Source organism: Nonomuraea sp. NPDC049646, assembly GCF_044465525.1.
Classification (GTDB): domain Bacteria; phylum Actinomycetota; class Actinomycetes; order Streptosporangiales; family Streptosporangiaceae; genus Nonomuraea.
The window spans coordinates 559887-580262 of record NZ_JBITLU010000003.1; the positions used below are offsets into that span (position 1 = coordinate 559887).

23 protein-coding genes are annotated in these 20376 nt (G+C 71.0%); 6 read left to right on the forward strand and 17 right to left on the reverse strand.

From position 1 onward, the window contains the following. Window positions 1-77: 77 nt before the first annotated feature. Genes ACIBQ8_RS11590 through ACIBQ8_RS11600 form a run of 3 tightly spaced genes read left to right on the forward strand, consistent with a single transcriptional unit; the run spans window position 78 to window position 1842 of the window. Window positions 78-743 carry a potassium channel family protein gene (locus tag ACIBQ8_RS11590; protein ID WP_397176456.1) on the forward strand — a complete coding sequence of 222 codons (666 nt, stop codon included), beginning with the start codon at window positions 78-80 and terminating at the stop codon, window positions 741-743. Further along, entirely contained in the window at window positions 743-1402 is a 660-nt protein-coding gene (locus ACIBQ8_RS11595) for a potassium channel family protein (RefSeq protein ID WP_397176458.1), read from the forward strand. Before ACIBQ8_RS11590 ends, ACIBQ8_RS11595 begins: the two co-directional genes overlap by 1 nt. Before the next feature lie 8 nt (window positions 1403-1410). Further along, window positions 1411-1842, forward strand: coding sequence for a TIGR03668 family PPOX class F420-dependent oxidoreductase (locus ACIBQ8_RS11600; protein WP_397191871.1), 432 nt, complete (start codon window positions 1411-1413; stop codon window positions 1840-1842). On the opposite strand, the gene ACIBQ8_RS11605 is transcribed toward ACIBQ8_RS11600, so the two are convergent. The 10 genes from ACIBQ8_RS11605 to valS form a co-directional block, all read right to left on the reverse strand. After that, on the reverse strand, window positions 1808-2290 hold the full coding sequence (locus ACIBQ8_RS11605) for an NUDIX domain-containing protein (RefSeq protein WP_397191872.1): 483 nt from the start codon (window positions 2288-2290) through the stop codon (window positions 1808-1810). The genes ACIBQ8_RS11600 and ACIBQ8_RS11605 overlap by 35 nt on opposite strands. An 82-nt stretch (window positions 2291-2372) precedes the next feature. Next, complete coding sequence (locus tag ACIBQ8_RS11610; RefSeq protein ID WP_397191873.1) at window positions 2373-3170, reverse strand: SDR family oxidoreductase; 798 nt, start codon at window positions 3168-3170, stop codon at window positions 2373-2375. A gap of 25 nt (window positions 3171-3195) precedes the next feature. Beyond that, window positions 3196-3801: a Uma2 family endonuclease gene (locus ACIBQ8_RS11615; protein ID WP_397191874.1), complete on the reverse strand. Its 606-nt coding sequence runs from the start codon at window positions 3799-3801 to the stop codon at window positions 3196-3198. A 68-nt stretch (window positions 3802-3869) separates the two neighbouring features. After that, complete coding sequence (locus ACIBQ8_RS11620; RefSeq protein WP_397176465.1) at window positions 3870-4541, reverse strand: DUF3159 domain-containing protein; 672 nt, start codon at window positions 4539-4541, stop codon at window positions 3870-3872. A gap of 4 nt (window positions 4542-4545) precedes the next feature. Next, entirely contained in the window at window positions 4546-4932 is a 387-nt protein-coding gene (locus tag ACIBQ8_RS11625) for an OB-fold nucleic acid binding domain-containing protein (protein WP_352324045.1), read from the reverse strand. Between the two features lie 103 nt (window positions 4933-5035). Further along, window positions 5036-5674 carry a DUF3710 domain-containing protein gene (locus ACIBQ8_RS11630; protein ID WP_397176466.1) on the reverse strand — a complete coding sequence of 213 codons (639 nt, stop codon included), beginning with the start codon at window positions 5672-5674 and terminating at the stop codon, window positions 5036-5038. A 59-nt stretch (window positions 5675-5733) separates the two neighbouring features. Next, window positions 5734-6174 carry a dUTP diphosphatase gene (gene dut / locus ACIBQ8_RS11635; protein WP_352324043.1) on the reverse strand — a complete coding sequence of 147 codons (441 nt, stop codon included), beginning with the start codon at window positions 6172-6174 and terminating at the stop codon, window positions 5734-5736. Beyond that, window positions 6171-6725, reverse strand: a complete 555-nt coding sequence (locus tag ACIBQ8_RS11640; protein ID WP_352324042.1) for a PaaI family thioesterase — start codon at window positions 6723-6725, stop codon at window positions 6171-6173. Before ACIBQ8_RS11640 ends, dut begins: the two co-directional genes overlap by 4 nt. Before the next feature lie 75 nt (window positions 6726-6800). After that, a complete protein-coding gene (locus ACIBQ8_RS11645) occupies window positions 6801-7964 on the reverse strand; it encodes an AI-2E family transporter (RefSeq protein ID WP_397176467.1) in 1164 nt (387 codons plus the stop codon). Window positions 7965-8073: 109 nt separating this feature from the next. Continuing rightward, complete coding sequence (valS, locus tag ACIBQ8_RS11650; RefSeq protein WP_397191875.1) at window positions 8074-10551, reverse strand: valine--tRNA ligase; 2478 nt, start codon at window positions 10549-10551, stop codon at window positions 8074-8076. A gap of 107 nt (window positions 10552-10658) precedes the next feature. Here valS and ACIBQ8_RS11655 point away from each other — a divergent pair, with 107 nt between their 5' ends. Further along, a complete protein-coding gene (locus ACIBQ8_RS11655; protein WP_352324039.1) occupies window positions 10659-10943 on the forward strand; it encodes a DUF4235 domain-containing protein in 285 nt (94 codons plus the stop codon). Here ACIBQ8_RS11655 and ACIBQ8_RS11660 read toward each other — a convergent pair. Genes ACIBQ8_RS11660 through ACIBQ8_RS11670 form a run of 3 tightly spaced genes read right to left on the reverse strand, consistent with a single transcriptional unit; the run spans window position 10876 to window position 14813 of the window. After that, complete coding sequence (locus tag ACIBQ8_RS11660) at window positions 10876-12309, reverse strand: trehalose-6-phosphate synthase (protein WP_397176469.1); 1434 nt, start codon at window positions 12307-12309, stop codon at window positions 10876-10878. The genes ACIBQ8_RS11655 and ACIBQ8_RS11660 overlap by 68 nt on opposite strands. 9 nt (window positions 12310-12318) lie before the next feature. Continuing rightward, window positions 12319-13869 carry an FAD-dependent monooxygenase gene (locus tag ACIBQ8_RS11665; protein ID WP_397191876.1) on the reverse strand — a complete coding sequence of 517 codons (1551 nt, stop codon included), beginning with the start codon at window positions 13867-13869 and terminating at the stop codon, window positions 12319-12321. After that, window positions 13866-14813 carry an MBL fold metallo-hydrolase gene (locus ACIBQ8_RS11670; RefSeq protein ID WP_397176472.1) on the reverse strand — a complete coding sequence of 316 codons (948 nt, stop codon included), beginning with the start codon at window positions 14811-14813 and terminating at the stop codon, window positions 13866-13868. Before ACIBQ8_RS11670 ends, ACIBQ8_RS11665 begins: the two co-directional genes overlap by 4 nt. 173 nt (window positions 14814-14986) lie before the next feature. On the opposite strand from ACIBQ8_RS11670, the gene paaI reads away from it, so the two are divergent. Continuing rightward, window positions 14987-15355 carry a hydroxyphenylacetyl-CoA thioesterase PaaI gene (paaI, locus tag ACIBQ8_RS11675; protein WP_364414869.1) on the forward strand — a complete coding sequence of 123 codons (369 nt, stop codon included), beginning with the start codon at window positions 14987-14989 and terminating at the stop codon, window positions 15353-15355. Further along, complete coding sequence (gene paaK, locus ACIBQ8_RS11680; RefSeq protein WP_397191877.1) at window positions 15352-16662, forward strand: phenylacetate--CoA ligase PaaK; 1311 nt, start codon at window positions 15352-15354, stop codon at window positions 16660-16662. The genes paaI and paaK overlap by 4 nt, the downstream gene beginning before the upstream one ends. Before the next feature lie 16 nt (window positions 16663-16678). On the opposite strand, the gene ACIBQ8_RS11685 is transcribed toward paaK, so the two are convergent. The 4 genes from ACIBQ8_RS11685 to ACIBQ8_RS11700 all read right to left on the reverse strand — a co-directional run bounded on the left by ACIBQ8_RS11685 (window position 16679) and on the right by ACIBQ8_RS11700 (window position 20182). Continuing rightward, window positions 16679-17488 (reverse strand): hypothetical protein, encoded by an 810-nt coding sequence (locus tag ACIBQ8_RS11685; RefSeq protein ID WP_397176475.1) that lies wholly within the window; start codon window positions 17486-17488, stop codon window positions 16679-16681. 93 nt (window positions 17489-17581) lie between these two features. After that, the gene (locus ACIBQ8_RS11690) at window positions 17582-17881 is read right to left on the reverse strand and encodes a DUF4193 domain-containing protein (RefSeq protein ID WP_352324238.1); all 300 of its coding nucleotides are present in this window, start codon (window positions 17879-17881) and stop codon (window positions 17582-17584) included. A 340-nt stretch (window positions 17882-18221) separates the two neighbouring features. Then, window positions 18222-19490: a sensor histidine kinase gene (locus tag ACIBQ8_RS11695; RefSeq protein WP_397176613.1), complete on the reverse strand. Its 1269-nt coding sequence runs from the start codon at window positions 19488-19490 to the stop codon at window positions 18222-18224. Window positions 19491-19528: 38 nt separating this feature from the next. Continuing rightward, window positions 19529-20182 carry a response regulator transcription factor gene (locus ACIBQ8_RS11700; protein WP_349451511.1) on the reverse strand — a complete coding sequence of 218 codons (654 nt, stop codon included), beginning with the start codon at window positions 20180-20182 and terminating at the stop codon, window positions 19529-19531. Between the last annotated feature and the right edge of the window lie 194 nt (window positions 20183-20376).

A 20376-nucleotide genomic window follows, 5' to 3' on the forward strand; every position in this document is an offset into this window, starting at 1 on the left:
GATGCCCTAAACGCGGCGCTCCCCCATCGGGCCATACTGGTGTCGAGCAACCGGCCGACCGCGAAGTGCGGGGGAGTATGCATATTGTGATCATGGGATGCGGCAGGGTCGGTTCGACCCTCGCCCACATCCTCGAGGACAGCGGCCATTCCGTCGCCATCATCGACCGTGACCCGCAGGCGTTCCGCCGCCTGCGCGCGGGGTTCCGGGGGCGGCGGGTGACCGGCGTCGGCTTCGATCGCGACGTGCTCACCGAGGCCGGCATCGAGTCGGCGGCCGCCTACGTCGCCGTCTCCAGCGGCGACAACTCCAACATCATCTCCGCGCGCGTGGCCCGCGAGACGTTCGGCGTCGACAACGTGGTGGCCCGCATCTACGACCCCCGGCGGGCCGAGGTCTACCAGCGGCTGGGCATCCCCACGGTGGCCACCGTCCGCTGGACGGCCGACCAGATCCTGCGCCGCATCCTCCCCGAGGGCGCCGAGCCGCTGTGGCGCGACCCCACGGGCACGGTCGTGCTGGCCGAGGTGGCCGCCAACCCGGCCTGGATCGCCACCCGCGTCGTCGACCTGGAGAGCCGGGCCGGCGCCCGCGTGGCCTTCATCAACCGCATGGGCGAGGCCCTGACCATCACCGACGACACCGTGGTGCAGGAGGGCGACCTGCTCCACGTCATCGCGGCCGAGAACGACATGGACCGGATCAACAAGGTGCTCGCCGCGGCGCCGGAACAGGACGACTGATGCGCATCGCCATCGCCGGCGCCGGCGCCGTGGGCCGTTCCATCGCCGCCGAGCTGCTGGAGAACGGCCACGAGGTCCTGCTCATCGACGTCGACCCGCGGGCGATCAAGATCGACAGCGTGCCGCGCGCCGAGTGGCTGCTCGCCGACGCGTGCGAGATCGCCTCGCTCGACGAGGCCGGGCTCGGCAACTGCCACGTCGTGGTGGCCTCCTCCGGCGACGACAAGGTCAACCTCGTGGTGTCGCTGCTGGCCAAGACCGAGTACGGCGTGCCGCGCGTGGTGGCCCGCATCAACCACCCCAACAACGAGTGGCTGTTCAACGAGTCGTGGGGCGTCGACGTCGCCGTCTCGACGCCGCGGCTGCTGAGCGCGCTGGTGGAGGAGGCGGTCAGCGTCGGCGACCTGGTGCGTCTGATGACGTTCCGCCAGGGCCAGGCCAACCTGGTCGAGCTGACGCTGGCCGAGGACGCCCCGGTGGTGGGCCAGCGCGCCGGTTCGGTGCCGTGGCCGGTCGACTCCGCGCTGGTGGCGATCCTGCGCGAGGGCCGGGTGCTGGTGCCCACCGCCGACGACCCCCTGGAGGCCGGCGACGAGCTGCTGTTCGTGGCCAGCCAGGAGGTCGAGGAGGAGCTCGCCCACCTGCTCTCGCAGCGCTGAGCCCGGTCATGGACGCCGGCCGCGCCCGGTCGTTGTTCGAGGGCGCCCGCGTCGCCCGCCTGGCGACGGCCGACGCGGCCGGGGTGCCGCGCGTGGTGCCGGTCACCTTCGCCGTCCTGGGTGACGACGTGGTCACCGCCGTCGACCACAAGCCGAAGCGCACCCGCGAGCTGGCGCGGCTGCGCGACATCCGGGCGAACCCGCGGGTCAGCCTGCTCGCCGACCACTACGAGGACGACTGGGCCAGGCTGTGGTGGGCGCGCGCCGACGGCACGGCGACCATCCACGAGGGCGGCGACTGGGGCGGCCACTGGGGCGACCACGACGCCGCCCTGCGGGCGCTGGCCGGCAAGTACGACCAGTACCGCCGGCGGCCGCCCGAAGGGCCGGTGATCGTGGTCGCGGTCAGTCGGTGGTCGGGGTGGGCGTACTCGGGATGAGCAGGTCGCGGTGGGCGCCCTGCAGGCCCTCGGGCAGGTCGTCGGCGGTGACCCAGCGGGCTTCGAGGATCTCCAGCGGGTCGATCCTGAGCGTGCCGCCGACGAGCCGGGCCTCGTAGGCCACCTCGGCCCGCAGCCCGAACCCGCTGCGCACGCGCAGCAGCCGGCCGGTGCGCACGCGCAGGCCGGTCTCCTCGAACACCTCGCGCTCGACCGTGCCCTCGAACGTCTCGCCCCGCCGGGCGAACCCGGTGGGGAAGCCCCACTGCCGCCCCTCCTGCCACAGCCGGTGACGCAGGACGAGCACCCGGCCGTCGGGGTCGCGTACGAGGCCGGTGACGCCGACCATGAAGGTGGCGTGGGTCAGCCACAACACCCGCCAGCGCAGGCGCCCGCCCAGCGCCTTCCACAGCCGCGCCACCACCCAGCCCACCACATTCCCCCTCATCCTCCCCAGACTCCCACGCCTGCCGACCTTCCGGTCCCGGCCGGCGTTCCGCCCGCGAGCGCCGTCCCGGTGGGTTCCTGGGTCACCTGACCCAGCGGCGGAAGCCGCCCTCGGAGTTGATGACCTGGCCCGTGATCCAGGCGGCCTCGTCCGTGGCGAGCCAGCGCACCAGCCGGGCGGTCTCCTCAGGACGCCCCCACCGGCCCGCCGGCAAGGCGTTCCCGACCTGGCGGGCCAGCTCCGGGCCCGCCCAGCCGGTGTCCACCGGCCCCGGGTTGACGCAGTTGACCGTGATGCCGCGATCGGCCAGCGCGTCGGCCAGGCTGAGCGTCATCTGGTGGATCGCGCCCTTGCTGATCGCGTACGGCAGCTCGTCCGGCATCGGCGCCAGGTGCTGGCCGGAGGTGAACAAAATCACCCGCCCACCCGCCCGCCGGTCGTCGTGCCGGGCGGCGAACGCATGCGTCAGCAGCACGCCGGCCCGCGCGTTGACCGCCCACGTCAGGTCGAGCTCGGCGGCGGTCAGCTCGGCCAGCGTCTGGCGGGAGCTGCGCGCGTGGTTGGCCACCAGCACGTCCACGTGCCCGAACCGGTCCGCGGACTGCTCCATCACGCGTTCAGGGGCGTCGGGGTCGGCGAAGTCGGCCTCCACGTGCATCAGGTCGTCACCGGTGCCGCCCAGCGCCGCCAGCACGCCGTCGATGCCCGCAGGGTCGCTGCCCCAGGGCCGGCCGGCGTCGTGCGGGGTCCAGGACTGCACCGCGACCCGCGCGCCGGACGCCAGCAGCTCGCGCGCCACCGCGAACCCGATGCCCGCCCGGCGGCTCACCCCGGTCACCACCGCCACCCGCCCCGCCAGGGGCCCTCGTCCATGGCTCATCCGAGCATCATGGCGGGTCGGGGGGTCAGAGGCGATGGACGCGGCTCAGATCGACGTCGAGGTCGAAGGGGACGGTCAGCTTGAGCCTGTCGTGGTGGATGCCGGTGAGCGCGTAGGCGCGAGTGGCAGGGTCCCGCTCGTAGACGTAGACGACGGGCTCGCCGCCGTCGTCCTCGACCCGCCAGAAGTGCGGGATCCCGGCCGCGGCATAGAGAGCCGGCTTGCGCTCCCGGTCCCGGCTCCGGGACTCGGGTGACACCACTTCGACAGCCAGGACCACGTCCTGCGCCTTGTAGAAGGTCTCGCGACCGCCGCCGAGGGCCTCGGCCTTCAGCACGACGAGGTCAGGTTCGGGGCGTTGATCGTGCCCCAGGACCACGCTCATCCCGCGGCGGACCCGGAGCTCTTCAGGCGCGGCTCCGCGCAGGTCGGCAGCAAGGAGGTCGACCATCACGGCGTGGAAGGACGCTTGGGGGCTCGCGAAGACCAAGCTTCCGTCGATCAACTCTGTGTGCGCAGGCAGATTCGGAATGTTGTCCAGGTCTTCCGCGACAAAGCCTCCCGGCGGCGGGAAGACCCAGTCAGGCAGCGAGGAAGTGGTCATCTCGAGGCTCACCGCTTCGGCTGTCATGCATCTACGCTACCGATGCAATGCGCTCACGCCAGGTGCACGGGCGCACACGTCTCGGCCCGGCACGGTCAGGCCGGGGCGACCGGGGGCTTGATGGGGGTGCGGCCGCGGCCGAGCAGCCAGAGCATCGCGGCCAGGGCCGCCACCTGGAGAGGCCAGCCCATCACGATCTTGGCGAAGCCGAGCGCGGCCACCGCCTCGTCACCGCCGCCGAACAGGTAGACCGGGCCCTGCACGGCCACCCGCACCACGCACGGCACCATGAGCAGCCAGGTCAGCCGCGTGCAGAGCCGGACGACGCCCGCGTCTTTGTGCCAGCCCACCGGGTCGTTGGTGACCGAGCCGATGAGGAACCCGACGACCGGCCAGCGGGTGACGATGGACACCAGCATGCCCAGCGAGTACGCGCCGTTCCACAGGATGCCGGGCAGGAAGTAGTCTTTCGCGTTGCCGGTGCGGCTGGCGAAGAAGGCGCCGATGGCGATGCCGATCAGGCTGTTGATCACGAACTGCGGCGTGGACCGCTGGACCACCCTGACCAGCAGGAGCACCACCGAGAGCGAGATGCTGACGATGAGCGACGTCTTCAGGTCTTCGGTGACGATCCACGAGACCGTGAAGGCGATCGTCGGCACCGCGGCCTCGATGATGCCGCGGACGCCGCCGAAGGCCTTGGCGAGCTGGGCTCGCACCGCCGCCTCGACGGTCTCGTGCGCGGCCTCTTCCGCCTCAGCACTCACCTGATCAACTCCCTGGGCGCAGTTCGTATCGCGGATTGAACATCACCTTGCGCCCGTCCTGCATGCTGACCAGGCCCTCGGCCTTGACCGTGCGGCCCGGTTCGATGCCGACGATCTTGCGGCGGCCGAGCCACACCAGGTCGATCACGTCGGACCCGTCGTACAGCTCGGCCTCCAGGGCGGGGGCGCCGCCCCTCGGACGCAATGTCACCGTACGTAGCGTACCCGCTACACAGAACCTGCGGCGCCCGCCGCACGACACGATGGGCGTCGCGCCGACCTCGTCGGCGTCTTCCCGCAGTTCCTGGGCCTCGATCTCCGACTGGGTCGTGGCCAGCCGGCTGAAGAAGCCGCGCAATCCCCCGCGTTTCGGAGGCTCTGCCGTACTCATGATGGTTCAGCCTATGTGATGGTAAGCCGTCAGCGAATAGCCGATGGGGGGTCTTGGGATTGTCGCCGGGCCGGGCCGGGGCGGGCCCCCGGAGATGGAACGCTCAGCGGGTCTCGCTGATTTCCGGGCCGCGCTTCAAAGGGCTGAACGCCGGGCGTTCCTCCTGCTCGCCGGCCTGCCGCTCGTGCGGACGGCTCAGCGTGATGGGCTCCTCGCGGGCCATCGGCTCGTCGCCGCGCACGACCACGACGTCCTTGACGAAGTCGATGAACGCCCCGCAGACGCGCTCGTCGAGGGCGCCTGGACCGGTGATGGCGGCCAGCAGGAACCAGCGCGGGCCGTCGATGCCGATGTAGCGGGCCGCCCGGCTGCCGCCCTCCATGGCGACCTCGCCGGCCAGCTCGACGCCGAACGGGCCCTCCCGCTCCTCCAGGGTCTTGGCCTGGGCGACGATCTTGGTCCGGACGTCGTCCCACAGGCCGCCCGAGCGCGGCGCGGCCAGGGCCTGGAGCTGCAGCGAGCTGTCCTCGTACAGGACGACGACGCCCACGTGCTGGTCGCCGAGCGAGGCCAGGCGCACGTCGAAGTCGGGGTTGTGCGGCAGCCGCAGGCCGCCGAGGTCGATCCTGTCCGTGTCGGGGTGGGGCTCGTCGGCGTCCCACGGGCCGGACTCGCGGGTGGGGGCCGGGGACTCCTGCTCGGCCACCGTCTCCGGCTGCTCACGACGACGACGTCGGAACACGTTCCTCACTCTCCCTGTTCGCGGGGCCGGAGCCCCAGGCTTGCTTCGGGCCGGCCGCTTCAGCGGCCCGTCGATCCGAATCCGTTGGCGCCGCGCACCGAGCCGGGCAGGCGTTCGACCTCGTAGAAGGCCGCGCGTTCGACCCGCTGGACCACGAGCTGGGCCACCCGGTCGCCGCGCTGGAGGCGGAACGGCTCCTTGGCGTCGGTGTTGATCAGCGTCACCTTGATCTCGCCCCGGTAGCCCGCGTCGACGGTGCCGGGGGCGTTGACGAGCGTGACGCCGTGGCGGGCCGCCAGGCCCGAGCGCGGGTGCACGAACGCGGCGTAGCCGTCGGGCAGCGCGATCGCCACGCCGGTGCCGACCACGGCCCGCTCGCCGGGCAGCAGCTCGACGTCCTCGGCCGCGTAGAGGTCGGCGCCGGCGTCGCCCGGGTGGGCGTAGGACGGCACCGGCAGCCCGGTGTCGAGCCGCTGGATGAGGACCTCCACGTCGCTCACGGGTTCACCTCGAAGTCCTGGTGTTCGGCGGCGATGGCCGCAAGGTCGCCGTGCTCGGCGAAGTGTTCCATGCTCACCTCGATGAACAGCGCAGCCGCGCGGACGGCGACCGGTCCGTCGGGGGCGCCGACGCGCCCCTCAGCCTCAAGGTACGCCTTCCTGCCCGTGATCCCGTTGCACCAGGCGCGCAGGTGGAGTGTCGTGCCCACGGGAACGGGGAGAAGGTAGTCGGTCTCCAGCCGGGCCGTCACATAGGGCTTGTGGAACAGGTAGACGGACATTCCGATGACCTCGTCCATCGCGGCGGCCAGCACGCCGCCGTGGGCGAGCATGGGCGCGCCCTGGTGGGCCTCCCCCACGGTGAACTCGGCCTCGACCGTGACGCCGTCGGGCGTGGCGGCCTTCAGGTGCAGGCCGGTCGGGTGGTCGCCGCCGCAGCCGAAGCAGCGGCTGTAGTGGGAGCCGAGCGAACTGCCCGGCGCCGGGGCGCCGGGATGGGCCGCGGGCGCCGAGGCGTCCGGCGGCGGGGTGGTGAGGGAGGAACGCGTCACGGGTGACGAGGTTACTCGCTGCGGCCCCCGGACTCGCCCTCGACACCGGATCGGAACCACCCGGCCCGCCCCGCGTCACCCCGCCGCGGGAAGCGCACCCCCGGACGGCGGCGCACCGGCGGGCGGCTCACCGGCGGACGGCGGTTCCCCCGCCGGCGGCTCGTGGTGGGGCGGCGGCGGCAGGGCGGGCGGTTTGTGGCGCAGCTCCGGCAGCGCCCGGTAGATCACCGCCGCGACCGGCACGGCCACGGCCGCTCCCGCGATGCCCGCCAGGATGCCGCCCACCGACAGCACCAGGATGATCGCCAGCGGGTGGAAGTTGAGCGCCCTGCCCACGATCAGCGGCTGGAGCACGTGGTTCTCCAGCTGCTGCTCGACGATGAGGATGCCGAGGAAGATCAGCGCGTAGACCAGGCCCTTGGCGCCGAGCGTGACGAGGGTGGCGACGGTGCCGGCGAAGAAGATGCCGACGATCGGGATGAAGCTGGCGAAGAAGATCAGCACCGCCAGCGGCGCCCACAGCGGCACCCCCATGCCGGCCAGCACGATGCCCATGATGAGGCCGTGCACGGCGGCCACGGCCACGGTGCCCTGGACGTAGTGGGAGAGCGTGGTCCAGGCCGCCCGGCCCGCCCGGTCGACCCGCGGCGACATCGAGCCGAAGGCGCGCAGGAACCACGACCAGATGCGGTCGCCGTCCTTGAGCAGGAAGAACGTCACGAACAGCAGCAGCACGATGGACGCGAGCACCTCGATCGCGACGGCGCTGGCCGACAGCACGGTGCCGGTGATGGCGGTGCGCTGGGCGTTGACCATCGTGGCGATCTCGTCGACGTAGCCGGTGATCTGGGCCTGCTTCAGGTGCAGCGGGCCGGTGATCAGCCACTCCTGGACCGAACGCGCGGTGGCCTGCACCTGGGTGACCAGGTTGGGGAACTCTTCGCTGGCCCGCGCGCCGACCAGCCAGCCGGTGCCGGCCAGGACGGCGAGCGCGACGAGCATGGTCAGCCAGGTGGCGTAGATGGGCCGCAGGCCCGCCCGCCGCAGGCTCTTGGTCAGCGGGAACAGCAGCGCGGTCAGCAGCAGCGCGATCGCCACGGGCAGCGCCACGAAGGTGAGCCTGGCGATGGCCTGGACGAAGAAGTAGACGACCACGCCGACGAGGATCAGGCACCCGCACCATGCGGCCATCTTGGCCAGCACGGGCGGTACGAGTGTGGTGGGGCGGTCGATCTGCACGTGTTCAAGACTGGCACGTCCGGGCCCGGGATGCGCACCGATAAAACGCCGGGATGCCGGAAAGGCGGTGAGGGAGGCGCCCTCACCGCCCGTGCCGGACGGCCGTGCCTCAGCCCAGGTGCACCTCGACGGTCAGCACGTCACCGCCGTCGAGGACGAACTCCTCGACGACTCCGGCCGCGCACAGGTCGTCCTGGGCCTGCCGGACGAGCTCGGCCTCGGGCCCCGTGACGGTCAGCCTGGACACCTCGGCCCGCATCGACAACTTGGCCTCCGACTTGGCCTTGCGCATGCGCCGCAGCACCTCCGAGGCCACGGTCAGCACCGCCGGGTCGCCCGTGCCGCGCTCGGGAGCCGGCCAGGCGGCGCGGTGGACCGAGCCCTCGCGCCACCAGGACCACACCTCCTCGGTCACGAACGGCAGCACCGGCGCGAACAGCCGCAGCAGCACGTCGAGCGCCTGCCGCAGCGCCGCGTGCGCCGAGGCGGCGGCCGGCCCCGACTCGTAGGCCCGCGCCTTGACCAGCTCCAGGTAGTCGTCGCAGAAGGTCCAGAAGAACCGCTCGACGGCCTCCAGCGCGCGGGTGTGGTCGTAGGACTCGAACGCCTGCGTGGCCTCGCGGGCCATGTCGGACAGGGCGGCCAGCATCGACAGGTCGACCGGCTCGGTGACCTCGCCGTCGGTGCCGGCCAGGCCGAGCACGAACTTCGAGGCGTTGAGGATCTTGATCGCCAGCCGCCGTCCGATCTTGAGCTGGCCCACGTCGAACGTGGTGTCCACCCCGTAGCGGCCGTTGGCGGCCCAGTAGCGGACGGCGTCGGAGCCGTGCTGCTCCAGCAGGTCGAGCGGGGTGACCACGTTGCCCTTGGACTTGGACATCTTCTTGCGGTCGGGGTCGAGGATCCAGCCGGAGATCGCCACGTCGCTCCACGGCAGCGCGTCGAACTCCAGGTGGGAGCGGACCACCGTCGAGAACAGCCAGGTGCGGATGATCTCGTGCGCCTGCGGCCGCAGGTCGTAGGGGGACACCCGCCGGTAGAGGTCGCCGTCGGTCGCCCAGCGCCCGGCGATCTGCGGCGTCAGGGACGAGGTCGCCCAGGTGTCCATGACGTCGGGGTCGGCCATGAACCCGCCGGGCACGCCGCGCTGCTCCTCGGTGTAGCCGGGCGGCACGTCAGAGGACGGGTCGATCGGCAGCGACTCCTCGGCCGGCAGGATCGGCGCGTCGTGGACCGGGTTCCCGGCCTCGTCCAACGGATACCACACCGGGAACGGCACGCCGAAGAAGCGCTGGCGGGAGATCAGCCAGTCGCTGGTCAGGCCCTCGACCCAGTTGTCGTAGCGCACCCGCATGTGCGGCGGGTGCCAGGCCAGCTCGCTGCCGCGCTCCAGCAGCCGGGCGCGCAGCGCCTGCTCGCGCCCGCCGTTGCGGATGTACCACTGGCGGGTGGTGACGATCTCCAGCGGCTTGTCGCCGCGCTCGTAGAACTTCACCGGACGCTGCACCGGACGCGGGTCGCCGTCGAGGTCGCCGGACTCGCGCAGCAGCTCGACGATGCGCTCGCGCGCGCTGTGTACGGTCTTTCCTGCCAGCTCCTTGTACGGGTCCGGCTCCACGCCGTCGGGCGGCTCGGGCAGCAGCCGGCCGTCCCAGCCGATGACCGGCCGGGTGGGCAGGTGCAGCTCGCGCCACCAGGTGACGTCGGTGACGTCGCCGAACGTGCAGATCATCGCGATGCCGGACCCCTTGTCGGGCTCGGCCAGGTGGTGGGCCAGGATCGGCACCTCGACGCCGAACAGCGGCGTGAGCGCGGACGTGCCGAACAGCGGCTTGTAGCGCTCGTCGTCGGGGTGGGCGACCAGCGCGACGCAGGCCGGGATCAGCTCGGGCCTGGTCGTCTCGATCCAGATCGGCCCGCGCTCGCCGTAGAAGGAGATGCGGTGGAAGGCGCCGGGCCACTCGCGGTCCTCCAGCTCGGCCTGGGCCACCGCGGTGCGGTAGGTGACGTCCCACAGGGTGGGCGCCTCGGCGAGGTAGGCCTCGCCGCGGCCGAGGTTGCGCAGGAAGGCCCGCTGGGAGACCGCGCGCGACTCGTCGCTGATCGTGGTGTAGAGCAGGTCCCAGTCGACCGACAGGCCGACCCGGCGCCAGACCTCCTCGAACGCCTTCTCGTCGATGGCCGTGAGCTGGTGACACAGCTCGACGAAGTTGCGCCGCGAAATAGAAATCTCACGTTTGCCCGGCTTGTCCGGTGGAACGAAGTCGGGATCGTACGGCAGCGACGGATCGCAGCGCACCCCGTAGACGTTCTGCACCCGCCGTTCGGTAGGCAGGCCGTTGTCGTCCCAGCCGATGGGGTAGAACACCGACTTGCCGATCATCCGCTGGTAGCGGGCCATGATGTCGGTGTGGGTGAAGGAGAAGACATGACCGACGTGGAGGGAGCCGGACACGGTCGGCGGCGGCGTGTCGATGGAGTAGACCTGCTCGCGCGGCTTGGACCGGTCGAAGCGGTAGGTGCCCTCCTCCTGCCAGCGAGCTACCCATACCTGCTCCAAGCCGTCGAGGGTCGGCTTTTCCGGCATGGATGCATGGCGTAGTCGCTGTTGAGTCATGCCTCCTTATGGTACGGCTTCGGGGGCCCGGCAAGCGTTAGAGACTAGTGTTCGTTACATAGGGGAAGGGAGTTGGCATGGCGGAGGACAAACCCGACATCGCCTGGCGCGTCATCGGTGGTCTGGTGGGCATGGCGACCGCGTGGGGGATGAGGAAGCTCCTCGGGTTCGTCTGGGTCAAGGCGACCGGCAAGGAGCCGCCCCTCGACGACGACTCGCCCGAGGTCAGCATGGGCGAGGCGATCGGTTACGCGATCCTCACCGGCGTCGGGATGTCCGTGGCGCAGATCGTGGTCAACCGGACCGCCAAGAAGCGCTACGACGCGTGGAAGTCTGTGAAGCAGGTGACTCAAGGGCACTGAGGAACTCGCTCGCCCAGCGGTCCACGTCGTAGGTGGCCACCCGGCGGCGCATCGTGCGCATCCGCCGGGCCAGCTCGTGCGGCGTGGCCCGCATGGCGGCGATCATCTGCCGCTTGACGTCCTCGATGTCGTAGGGGTTCACCAGGTACGCCTGCCGCAGCTCGTCTGCCGCGCCGGTGAACTCGCTGAGCACCAGCGCGCCCTGCAGGTCGTGGTGGCAGGAGATGTACTCCTTGGCCACCAGGTTCATCCCGTCGCGCAGCGGCGTGACCACCATGACGTCGGCCGCCAGGTAGAGGGCGGCCAGCTCGTCGTGGCCGTAGGACTGGTGGAAGTACTGGATCGGCTGCACCCCGATCTGGGCGTGCTCGCCGTTGATCCGGCCCACCTGCAGCTCGATGTCGTCGCGCAGCTTGCGGTACTCGTCCACGCGCTCGCGGCTCGGGGTGGCGATCTGCACGAAGACCGCCTCGTTCGGGCGCAGGCTGCCGTCCTTGAGCAGCTCGCCGAACGCCTCCAGGCGCTGGCCGATGCCCTTGGTGTAGTCGAGCCGGTCCACCCCGAGCAGCACGTGCTCGGGATCGCCCAGCTCGCCCCTGATCTCCTTGGCCCGCGCCACGACCTGCGGCTCGCGCACCAGCGAGTCGAGCTGCCCGAAGTCCACCGAGATCGGGAACGCCTGCGTGGTCACCACCCGGTCGTCCAGGAAGATCTCGTTCCCCTTGTACGGCAGCCCGAGCAGCCGCCGGCACAGCCTGCGGAAGTTCGAGGCGCCGCCGGGCAGTTGGAAGCCGACCAGGTCGGCGCCGAGCAGCCCCTCGACCAGCTCCTTGCGCCAGGGCAGCCGCCAGAACAGCTCGACGGGCGGGAAGGGGATGTGCAGGAAGAAGCCGATCCGCAGGTCGGGCCGGAGCCGCCGGAGCATCGCGGGCACGAGCTGGAGCTGGTAGTCCTGCACCCAGACGACGGCCCCCTCCTCGGCGGCCTCGGCGGCGGCCGCGGCGAAGCGCTCGTTGACCGAACGGTAGGTCTCCCACATCTCCCGCTCGAACACCGGCGGCGCCACCACGTCGTGGTAGAGCGGCCACAGCGTGGCGTTGGAGAAGCCCTCGTAGTAGAGCTCGACCTCGCGGGCCGACAACGGGATGGGGATGAGGCTCATGCCGTCCTGCTCGAACGGTTCGAGCTTCTCGTCCGGCGCGCCGTGCCAACCGGCCCAGGCGCCGTGGCGGCGCTTCATCACGGGCGCTATGGCCGTCACGAGCCCCCCCGGGCTCCTGCGCCACGAGGCCGTTCCGTCTGGCTCGATCGTGCGATCGACCGGCAAGCGGTTCGCGACGATCAGAAACGAGCTACGGCCGGTCACGCAGTCCTCCTAGGGCTCAGGTCGAGGAGAGCCGCAGGCGCGGCTCACGGCGGCCGCGACCTCGTCCGGCCCCCCGCGGGGAATGATCGCGGCGATGTGGGCATCTGGCCTGATCACCCATGCTTCATCCGGCCGCGCACCGAGTCTTTCGGCGAGCGAGCCGGTCGCATCCATCTCCGTGAGCTCGCGGACGGCGAGCGGTGCCGTAATGACCTTGCCCAGGACCTGCACAAACAAACTCGAATCGCACATATCGCCCAACAGAACGAGGAAACCGTCCCGGCAGAACTCGCGCAGTCTGCCCTTCGCCAGCGGCACGTCCGGAAGGATCACTCCGGGGGCCGGATCGCACAGCGCGCCCTTGGGCGGACGCCCGCCGAACGGCCGGCCCGGCTCGGGCGTGGTGAGCGGCGAGTCCACGTACCAGTAGGGCTCGGCGAAGCGCCCGGAGTCCACCTCGGCGACCAGGCCGCCCTCCAGCACCTCCCGCCGCCTGGCCCGGTCCCGGTCCGTCCTGGGCGCGAGGAAGCGCATGGTGGCGGCGGTCACCTCCAGGTTCTCCCGCGCCGCCGCGTGCCGCTCGGCGTGGTACGACTCCAGCAGCTCCGGCCCGGCCCAGCCGTTCAGCGCGAAGGCGAGCTTCCAGGCCGCGTTCTCGGCGTCGGGCACGCCGGAGTTGAGGCCGCGGGCCCCGAAGGGCGCCACCAGGTGGGCGCAGTCGCCCGCCAGGAGCACTCGTCCGACCCGCATCCGCGAGGCGATGCGCGAGTGGAACCGGTACGTGCTGTGCCAGATCAGCTCGTACGGCCGATCCCCGATGATTTGCCGAATTTTCTGCGAAATGTCGGCTTCTGTGGGGATGAAGTCCGGTGCGATCTGCCAGTCGATCCGGTACGTCCCGTTGGGGCAGGGATGGATGAGGACCTGCCGGCCCGGGTTCCACGCGGGGTCGAAGTAGAAGCGCCGCTCGTTCTCCCAGCCGGGCAGATCCGCCCGGATGTCGCAGATCAGGAACTGGTCGTCGAACGCCTCGCCGTCGAAGGAGACGCCGAGCGACCGGCGTACCTGCTGGGCCCGCGCGCCCGCGCAGACCAGCACGTAGGGGGCGCGCAGCAGCCGCTGCCCGCACTGGACCTCGACCCCGGCCGGGTCCTGGACCAGCCCGGTGACCTCGTGGCCCCAGCGCACCTCGATGAGCGGCTGGTCGGCGATGACCTCGTCGAGCAGCTGCTCGGTGCGGGCCTGGGAGATGTTCACGCACGGCGGCAGCGGGCCCTGGCCGTCGAAGGACCAGGAGAACAGCTCGCGGTCGCGGTAGTACGTGCGGGCGGTGGTCCAGGCCAGCCCCTCCTCGGCCACCCGGCCCGCGCCCGCCGCGGCCCAGATGTCGAGCACGTCGCGCTGCTGGCAGATCGACTTCGAGCCGCCGCCGTCGCGGGCCTGCCGCCGGTCCAGCACCAGCACCCGGATGCCCCAGCGGGCCAGCAGCAGCGCGGCGGTCTGGCCGACCGGGCCCGCGCCCACGACGATGACCTGCGGCACGGACTCCGCGGGCCTCATGACTGGAGCTCGTCCCACACTTCGCGGTCGCGCTCGGCGGTCCAGACACGCGGCCGTTCGACGCCGTGGAGCTCGTCCCAGAGGCGGGAGACGTTGAAGGGCAGGCAGTGCTCGAAGATGGGCCAGCCGCCGTAACGCGGCCGCAGGGCCCGGTGGGTGCGCTCGAACGCCTCCTTCAGCCCGCTCGCCGCGCCGACCTCGCGCAGCATCACGGTGAGGAAGTCGCGGCTCTGGGCGATGGCCGCCTCGACCTCGGCCTTGCCGTGGGCCACCGCTCCCCTGCCGCCGACCAGCGTCTCGGCCCCGAACGAGGCGACGCGGTCGAGCGTGCCGGACGCCCATTCGCGGTGGAAGGCGTCGCCGGTGTAGAGCGCGGCCTGCGACTCGACCAGGTCGCCGGCGAACAGGATGCGCCGTTCGGGCAGCCAGGCCACCAGGTCGCCCTCGGTGTGGCCGCGCCCGCAGTGGGCCAGCACCAGGTCGCCCCTGCCGCCGCCGAGGTCGATGGTGAAGGTGTCGCCGAAGGTGGCGGTGGGCCAGGTCAGGCCGGGGATCGAGCCGGGGTCCTTGAACAGGCGGGGCATCCGGGCGTACTCGCTGGCCCAGTCCTGCTCGCCGCGCTCGGCGATCAGCTCGCGGGTCTTGTCGTGGGCCACGATGACGTCCGCGCCGAACGCCGAGGCGCCCAGCACGCGGACCGCGTGGTAGTGCGAGAGCACGAGGTATCGGACCGGTTTGCCGGTGTGCTCGCGCAGCCTGGCCAGCCAGTCGCGGGCGGCGGTGGGCGTGGCCAGGGCCTCGAAGCAGACCAGGAAGTCCTCGCCCTCGATCGCGCCCACGTTGGGGTCGCCCTCGGCGGTGAGCGCGTAGACGCCTTCCGCCAGCACCTCAAGGGACTGCCGCTTCTCACCGAGATCCGCCGACGAGGCGAACGGCTTGATCATCGTCTCTCCTCACGCGCTGAGGCCGACCCGCTGATGACCCAGGACATACCCCACAGACGGCCTTACAGCTCCGCTGCGCCGGCCCTCCCTTGACAGTGCTCGACAGGACGGGGAAGTGTTTACCGAACATTCGGTCAGTAAGCAAGGGAGACCAGTTGGAGAGCGCGCGTCGCATGCTGGACGCCGACACCGCCTCCGCCGCCCTGGGCATCGAGCTGGTGGAGCTGGCCGAGGGGCGCGCGGTGTGCCGGATGACCGTGACCGGCCAGATGATCAACGGACACGCCATCTGCCACGGCGGCTACGTCTTCCTCCTGGCCGACACCGCCTTCGCCTGCGCGTGCAACACCCGGGGCCCGGTGACCGTGGCGGCCGGGGCCGAGATCACCTTCGTCGCCCCCGCCCACGAGGGTGACGTGCTGGTGGCCGAGGCGGCCGAGCGCACCACCTACGGCCGCAGCGGCATCTACGACATCACCGTGCGCGGGACCGGCGGCCGGGTGGTCGCGGAGTTCCGCGGGCGCAGCAGGGAGCTGAGATGAGGCCCTTCCCGCCGCCGTCCCCCGAGGAGCTCGACCCGGTCGAGCGCGTCTCCAGGGACGAGCTCATGGCCCTGCAACTGCAGCGCCTGCGCTGGACACTGTCCCACGCCTACGACAACGTGCCGCTCTACCGGCGCAAGTTCGACGAGCACGGCGTGCGTCCGGACGACTGCCGGAGCCTGGAGGACCTCGCGCTGTTCCCGTTCACCACCAAGGAGGACCTGCGCGAGTCGTACCCGTTCGGCATGTTCGCCGTGCCGCGCGAGCGGGTGGCGCGCGTCCACGCCTCCTCGGGCACCACGGGCAAGCCCACGGTCGTCGGGTACACCAAGGCCGACCTCGACGTCTGGGCGCAGGTGATGGCCCGGTCGATCCGGGCCTCCGGCGGGCGTCCCGGGGACGTGGTGCACGTGGCGTACGGCTACGGGCTGTTCACCGGCGGCCTCGGCGCCCACTACGGGGCCGAGCGGCTGGGCTGCACGGTGGTGCCGGTGTCGGGCGGCATGACGGCCCGGCAGGTCCAGCTCATCACCGACCTGCGGCCCAGGGTCATCATGGTCACGCCGTCGTACCTGCTGGCGCTGCTCGACGAGTTCGCCGCCCAGGGCCTCGACCCGCGCGAGAGCTCGCTGGAGATCGGCATCTTCGGCGCCGAGCCCTGGACCGAGCGCATGCGCGCCGAGATCGAGGAGCGCTTCGACCTGCACGCCGTCGACATCTACGGGCTGTCGGAGGTCATGGGCCCCGGCGTGGCCAACGAGTGCGTCGAGACCAAGGACAGCCTGCACGTCTGGGAGGACCACTTCTATCCCGAGACCGTCGACCCGTTCACCGGCGAGCCCGCCCCCGGCGGCGGCGAGCTGGTGTTCACCAGCCTCACCAAGGAGGCCATGCCGGTCATCCGCTACCGCACCCGCGACCTGACCCGGCTGCTGCCCGGCACGGCCAGGCCCGCCTTCCGCCGCATGGAGAAGGTCACCGGCCGCACCGACGACATGATCATCCTGCGCGGCGTGAACGTGTTCCCGACCCAGATCGAGGAGCTCGTGCTGCGCGTACCCGGCCTGTCGCCGCACTTCCAGCTGCACCTGACCCGCCCGGACCGGCTCGACGTGCTCACCGTCAGGGTCGAGGCGCGGCCGGGCGCGACCGGCCGCGAGGAGGCCGGCCGCGCGCTGCGGCACGCGGTCAAGGCGGGCGTCGGCGTGACCGTCGAGGTCGAGGTGGTGGACCCCGAGACGCTGGAGCGGTCGGTGGGCAAGCTCAAGCGCGTGGTCGACAAGCGGGCGGACCGCCGGGACGGCTGACCTCGCGGCCGCGGGGCTACGGCGTCAGCTCGTCAGGGGGGTCGGACGCCGGCAACGACGGGCCCTTGAGGCGCAGGTCGTCGCGGATGGTCTTGCCGAGCTTGCCGGTCGCGCCGCGGTTGAGCGCGCCGCCGGCGACGGCTCCGGTGAGGAAGGGGCCGAACGTGGTCAGATGGCGCCCGAGGGTGCGCATGAGACGGTTGCGAAGAGCGGCCTTGGAGGCGGCGCCGAGCGCGAGCGAGACGGACGCGGGGGCGAGGGGGTCGATCCCGCGCTGCTTGGCCCAGGCGGAGGCGAAGGCGAGGGCACGCTGCGTGCCGTTGCCCTGGACGCGGACGCCGTAGACCTCGTGCAGCTCGGCCAGGAGCTTGACCTCGATCGCGGCGACGACGATGGTCTCCGCGACGAGCTGCGCGGGCGCGGAGAGCAGGAGGGGTGGTGCGGCGAACTGGGCCGCCGCCAGTGCTCCGCCGATGGCTCCGACCGTCATCGTGGCCTTCTGGGCGGTGCGCACCAGGTCGTCGGCGAGCTCCTCGCCGGTGAGGCCGTGATGATGCTCGGACAGCGTCGACAGGTCGCGGATGGGGATGCGGGGCGCGATGTTGAGGAAGACGTCGGCCAGCCAGCGGCCGCGGCCTGCGCCGCTCTCGCGGGCCTTCTTCGCCCCTGCGGCCAGGGACCTGGCTAGTCGGCCGAGCAGCCTGCGCCGCTCGGCCGGCTCCAGCTCGCCGGGCTCGGTGAGCCGCACAACGAGCTCGCCGACCTCCTTGCCGGGGTCGGCGATCCCGTCGTCCGCCTGTTGCTTGTCCTTCTCGGGTCCGGCCACGCGATGCCTCCGTCCTCTTGGTCGCGACCGCTCAGGGTAGGCGGGCTCGGTCGTGCCTTGGATCCCTCACCCTGAGCTCCTTCGCTCCAGCGGTCAGGCGGCGCACTCCCGGCAGATCTGCTGGCCGTTCTTCTCGGAGGCCAGCTGGCTGCGGTGGTGCACCAGGAAGCAGCGCGAGCAGGTGAACTCGTCGGCCTGACGGGGAATGACCCGCAGGGAGAGCTCTTCGTTCGACAGATCCGCGCCGGGCAGCTCCAGCGACTCGGCGAGGTCGGTCTCGTCGATGTCGATGCTGCCGGACGACTTGTCGGTACGCCGTGCCTGGAGTTCTTGGAGGCTGTCCTCCCCCAGGTCGTCGTCTGTCTTTCGCGGGCTGTCGTAGTCGGTAGCCATTGTGCTTACTCCATCCCCCTCATCTATATGTCTTCGCGCTCATCGCGCGTCTTCTAACGTCCGGGAGGCCCATCTTGTGCCCGTTCCGTCGGGGAGATTTTCCATCGGTACCCCGCGCGAACGGACAACGAACCTCCCAACACGACAGGGCCTGCTGCCGACGGCAATGGTTAGCCAAATATGGCGAAACCCACAGCCTTGGCGTCATGCACCACCGTGTTCGACGGCACATCCAACCACATGTACGGCGAGAACGAGACGCCCCCACTACATCAACACGCGGACGAACACGCCTGAACGTCACCCGTCGGCGCCCCATGGCCCACTCAAGGACGCTCGGTCAACGCGTCGGAAGCCTAATCGTCACCACAAGTCCTCCGCCGTCACGCGGCACAGCGGTCACGTTTCCACCGTGTGCCTGCACCACCGCACGGACGATGGACAGCCCCAGACCCGATCCCTTGGCCGATTCCACGCGGTCGGCGTGGAGCCTCCTGAACGGCTCGAACAGGCTGTTCACCTCGTACGCCGGGACGTGCTGCCCCGTGTTGGCCACCTGAACAACCAGCCCCCCGTCCGCCATTCCCGTCCGGATCCAGACTTTTCCGTTTTCGGGAAGGTTGTACTTCACGGCGTTCTCCAGCAGGTTGCTGACGGACCGCTCCAGAAGCACCGGGTCGCCCACGGTAGGCGCGCTGACCAGTTCGGCGACAACGGTCACGCCGTGTTCGGCGGCGAAGGGCGCGAGCTGTTCCACGGCCGTCTGCGCGACTTCCTGAACGTCGAGCGGTTTGCGCACCGCGAGTTCTCGTTCGCTCCTGGCGAGCAACAGCAGCCCCTCGATGAGCTTCTCGTTACGCGCGTTGACTTCCAGCAGCGTGCGGCCGAGCGCTTTGAGGTCCTCCGACGCCTCCGGATCCGACAACGCGATCTCCAGGACGGTCCGGTTAATCGTCAACGGCGTGCGCAATTCGTGGGAGGCGTTGGCCACGAATCTGCGCTGGGTGTCGAAGGCGATGTTGAGCCGGGTGAGCATGGCGTCGAAGGTGTCGGCCAGCTCCTTCAGCTCGTCGTTGGGGCCGCGCAGGGCGATGCGCTGGTGGGCGAGCGTGCTCTCCGACAGCTTGCGGGCCGCGCTGGTCATCTGGGTGACCGGCCGCAGCGCCCGGTCGGCCACGAAGTAGCCGATGATGAGCGCGAGGATGCCGACCCCGGCCAGCGCCATGAACGAGCTGGTGAACAGCGCGTCGCGGGCGCTGCTGACGGCCCGCCCCTTGGCCAGCGTCCACCGGTTCTGCATGATGGCGGCGTCGAGCGGGTCGAGGTCGTCGGTGATCAGGTCGGGCCAGGCGTTCTCGATCGACCTGCCGACGATCGAGTAGACGACGAACAGCAGCACGGCCGCGGCGGCGAACACCAGAGCGCTGTAGGTGAGCGTGAGCCGCCACCGGATGCTCACCTTGGCGGGCAGCCCCCTGACCCGTTCCAGGGTGCTGCGGGCGGGCGTCTCGGAGCCGGGCGGGGGCGGGCCGTCCCAGGCCGGCGGCCCGCTCGGGGGTGGCGCCTCCTGCACGCGCGTCGCCTTCCTGGCCGAATGGGGGCTGATCATCGGATGCGTCGGCCCCGCCCCGCGCTCTGGCCGTTCGCTCACAACTTGTACCCAACCCCGGGCACGGTCTCGATCACCTGAGGCTCGCCCAGCTTCTTCCGCAGCGTCATCATGGTCACCCGGACGACGTTCGTGAACGGGTCGATGTTCTCGTCCCACGCCTTGTCCAGCAGGTCCTCCTGGCTGACCACCGCGCCCTCGGCGCGCATCAGCTCCTCAAGGACCGCGAACTCCTTCTTGGTGAGCACGATCTCCTTGCCGTCGCGCTCGACCAGCCGCTTGCCCGGGTCGAGGCGGATCCCGGCCCGCTCCAGCACGGGCGGCAGGGCGGGCGCCGAACGCCGGCCGAGCGCGCGCACCCGGGCCACCAGCTCGATGAACACGAACGGCTTGGCCAGGTAGTCGTCGGCCCCGAGGCCGAGCCCCTCCACCTTGTCGTCCACGTCGCCGGAGGCGGTCAGCATGAGGATCCGCGAGGCCGAGCGCTGCTCGACCAGCCGGCGGCACACCTCGTCGCCGTGCACGACCGGCAGGTCGCGGTCGAGCACGATCACGTCGTAGTCGATGTAGGAGGTGCGCTCAAGGGCGCCGCCGCCGTCGTAGGCGACGTCGACGGCCATGGCCTCACGCCGCAGCCCGGTCGCGATCGCGTCGGCGAGCACCCGCTCATCCTCGACAACCAGCACTCGCACGCCTGGTACACCCTCTTTCCGGTTCCGGTGTCTCATTCTGCCTACAGGCTCGATAAGCGCACGGTAAGGCATGTCCAGGGGTATGCCGGGCAGGGGCCGCACAAATTCATGTTTCAGAGGGCGATAACCCGGGGTATGCCGTCGGGACACCCATTGCCCGGACATCCACTGGCAATGGGGTCCCTTCGCCCCGC

Bases quoted from the DNA above. Each gene is read 5' to 3' on its own strand.
- ACIBQ8_RS11590 (WP_397176456.1), top strand. From the start codon at position 78: ATGCATATTGTGATCATGGGATGCGGCAGGGTCGGTTCGACCCTCGCC.
- ACIBQ8_RS11595 (WP_397176458.1), top strand. From the start codon at position 743: ATGCGCATCGCCATCGCCGGCGCCGGCGCCGTGGGCCGTTCCATCGCC.
- ACIBQ8_RS11600 (WP_397191871.1), top strand. From the start codon at position 1,411: ATGGACGCCGGCCGCGCCCGGTCGTTGTTCGAGGGCGCCCGCGTCGCC.
- ACIBQ8_RS11605 (WP_397191872.1), bottom strand. From the start codon at position 2,290: ATGAGGGGGAATGTGGTGGGCTGGGTGGTGGCGCGGCTGTGGAAGGCG.
- ACIBQ8_RS11610 (WP_397191873.1), bottom strand. From the start codon at position 3,170: ATGAGCCATGGACGAGGGCCCCTGGCGGGGCGGGTGGCGGTGGTGACC.
- ACIBQ8_RS11615 (WP_397191874.1), bottom strand. From the start codon at position 3,801: ATGACAGCCGAAGCGGTGAGCCTCGAGATGACCACTTCCTCGCTGCCT.
- ACIBQ8_RS11625 (WP_352324045.1), bottom strand. From the start codon at position 4,932: ATGAGTACGGCAGAGCCTCCGAAACGCGGGGGATTGCGCGGCTTCTTC.
- valS (WP_397191875.1), bottom strand. From the start codon at position 10,551: ATGCCGGAAAAGCCGACCCTCGACGGCTTGGAGCAGGTATGGGTAGCT.
- ACIBQ8_RS11655 (WP_352324039.1), top strand. From the start codon at position 10,659: ATGGCGGAGGACAAACCCGACATCGCCTGGCGCGTCATCGGTGGTCTG.
- ACIBQ8_RS11665 (WP_397191876.1), bottom strand. From the start codon at position 13,869: ATGAGGCCCGCGGAGTCCGTGCCGCAGGTCATCGTCGTGGGCGCGGGC.
- ACIBQ8_RS11670 (WP_397176472.1), bottom strand. From the start codon at position 14,813: ATGATCAAGCCGTTCGCCTCGTCGGCGGATCTCGGTGAGAAGCGGCAG.
- paaI (WP_364414869.1), top strand. From the start codon at position 14,987: ATGCTGGACGCCGACACCGCCTCCGCCGCCCTGGGCATCGAGCTGGTG.
- paaK (WP_397191877.1), top strand. From the start codon at position 15,352: ATGAGGCCCTTCCCGCCGCCGTCCCCCGAGGAGCTCGACCCGGTCGAG.
- ACIBQ8_RS11690 (WP_352324238.1), bottom strand. From the start codon at position 17,881: ATGGCTACCGACTACGACAGCCCGCGAAAGACAGACGACGACCTGGGG.
- ACIBQ8_RS11695 (WP_397176613.1), bottom strand. From the start codon at position 19,490: ATGATCAGCCCCCATTCGGCCAGGAAGGCGACGCGCGTGCAGGAGGCG.